Source organism: Candidatus Viridilinea mediisalina (assembly GCF_002532535.1).
Taxonomy (GTDB): domain Bacteria; phylum Chloroflexota; class Chloroflexia; order Chloroflexales; family Chloroflexaceae; genus Viridilinea; species Viridilinea mediisalina.
In genome coordinates this window covers 1-2,408 of record NZ_NQWI01000242.1, presented here as the reverse complement: position 1 = coordinate 2,408, position 2,408 = coordinate 1, and the positions used below count along the sequence as shown (strand labels likewise).

The window sequence follows — 2,408 nt, the reverse complement described above, 5'->3', positions numbered from 1 at the left end:
AGGCTGGCTTCGACAGGCTGGCTTCGACAGGCTGGCTTCGACAGGCTGGCTTCGACAGGCTGGCTTCGACAGGCTGGCTTCGACAGGCTCAGCCACCGAGCCAACGCGCCGCTGGCTGAGCCTGTCGAAGCCAAGCGGCGCGGCCCAAGGCTTTTTCGCGCTAACAACAGACTACCCTGCTCCCTACGTATCAAGAAGAGTGCCATCAGTATACAATGATATAATACCATTTCAGATTGTAGATTGCAGATTGCCGAACATGGCGTCTCAATCCGCTTTAGCGTGCTTGATTATGCGGCATATTCAAGCGTAATTGGTATAATGAGCCGCCCATGTACTTGCTCATGTTTCACGTGAAACACCCCTATGCTCCCTCTGCGTCTACCACGCACCTACTACCTCCAGCGTGCTGTTGCCAGCTATGAGCGGGCCGGTGATGCACGGGCGGCGGCGGCGGTGCTGGCCAACTTTGGTACCCCTGAAGCCCATGCTGAGGCCGCGCAGCGTTACCTTGCTCTGGATGATCTTGCGGCGGCGGGTGAGTCCTTCCTAGCGGCTGATGATCCCGAACGGGCCTTGGCATGCTTCCAGCAGGCCAAGCTGCCCGAACGAGCCCTCGCCTGCCTGGAGCGGCTTGGTGACCTTGCCGCACAGGGGGCGCTTCTGCTTGAGTTGGGCCACTACGATGCCGCGTTACCCCGCCTTACCCAAGCCCTGAGCCAATGCGAAGCAGAGGCCGAACAAGTGCGGCTGCGGTTTCATATAGCCCAAGCCTTGGGCCTCGAGGCGGGTGAGGCCCACTACCGCGCCGCTCTGGCTCAACTAGAACAACTGCCCCTGCATCACACCAGCGTCGCTTCGTGGTTGGCCTTGGCGGCTTGGGGCGAGGCCGTAGGCCGCCATGATCGCATCCAAGAGGGCTATGCTGAAGCGTTGCGCCAACTGGCCGCCCTACAAGATTGGCCCCGCTGGGAGAGCAACGCCCTGCGCTACCAAGCTGCCGCTGAAGCAATGGGCAACCACCGCTTGGCACAACTGCTCAAGGCCGAGTTGGCGGCCTTGAGCGATCCTGTTACCCATACGTTGCCCGCCGATCCCGTGACGCCCCTGCTGACCAGTGGCCAGTGGGCGTTGGCCTTGGCTGAGTTGCAACCCCGCGCCCAGCAGGGCGATCCAAACGCGCTGCTGTTGCTCGCCGTGCTGGTGGAGGGTGCTGCCCGTGGCCATAGCTTGCCCATAGCCCCGCCCCTCACCCAGCGCCTTGAGGCGGCTCGGTTGCTCGCTGAGGTGGGCGACCCCCGCTTGCTCGATCCGGTTCATGGCGATGCGCCCCTGGGTGCCTACTGGTGCTCAATCGAGCCTGGGCCCTTCTGGTATGGTGCCTACCTAGAGGCCGATCAGCAGGAACGGGCCTACCTCAGTTTGCAGCGTGCCGTCATGCCATACCCCTACCGCATCGGGCGCTACCCCGTCACCAACGCCGAATATCGCCACTTTATTGAAGCGGGTGGCTACCAAGAGCCACGCTGGTGGACGGCTCACGGGTGGGACTACCTGCAACACCATAAATGGCGTGCGCCCCACTTTTGGCAGGATGCCGCATGGAACCAGCCCAATCAGCCTGTGGTGGGGGTAACATGGTGGGAAGCTATGGCCTACTGTACATGGTTGACCCATGTGGGCCATCAGCATGGCTGGTTGCCGCAGATTGTCACCCTACGACTGCCCACTTCGCTTGAATGGGAGCGTGCGGCCCGCAGTGACGACCAACGGCGCTACCCGTGGGGCGATCAGCCCGCCGAGCCTGAACATGCCAACTATCAAGCCACTGGTATTGGTCGCACTACGCCGGTGGGTTGCTTTCCGGCAGGCCAAGCCCCCTCTGGCGCCTTGGATCTCGCCGGAAATGTGATGGAATGGCTCAGTACCCCCGTGCATAAGCGCTACCAACCGGAACCCCTCGCCGATGTGAGCGCAGGTGAACGGGTGCTGCTCTCTTGGTCGCACTATGGCGATCACGCTACCCAACTCAACTGCGGCGCCCGCAGCCGCTTTAATCCCTACTATCGCTACCACCTGCGTGGCTTTCGCATCCTGTGGTGTCATACCATTTCGCTAGCCGATAGCCGAACATAACATTCTATAGCGGGCGGGCAGACAATAATACCAATTACGCAGTAGCGCAAAAGGAACGCTGTGTAGGGGCACGGCAGCGCCGTGCCCCTGGGGGCTACGGCGACCACGGGGATGGCACGGCGCTGCCGTGCCCCTGGGGGCTACGGCGACCACGGGGATGGCACGGCGCTGCCGTGCCCCTACGGTCTATGGTCAAGGGAAGCAGAAATTTTTAAGTGTCCCAGCAGCCTGTCATGCTGAACAAAGCGAAGCATCTCGAAATTTGGTTACCA

General features: G+C 61.5%; 1 protein-coding gene. It reads left to right on the top strand.

Annotated elements, in window-relative coordinates:
• Positions 1–366: 366 nt before the first annotated feature.
• Positions 367–2,136, top strand: a complete 1,770-nt coding sequence (locus tag CJ255_RS21705) for an SUMF1/EgtB/PvdO family nonheme iron enzyme (protein ID WP_097646159.1) — start codon at positions 367–369, stop codon at positions 2,134–2,136.
• Positions 2,137–2,408: the final 272 nt, after the last annotated feature.

What these genes read in the sequence shown, in the direction of transcription:
- CJ255_RS21705 (WP_097646159.1), top strand. Translation starts at nt 367, where the DNA reads ATGCTCCCTCTGCGTCTACCACGCACCTACTACCTCCAGCGTGCTGTT.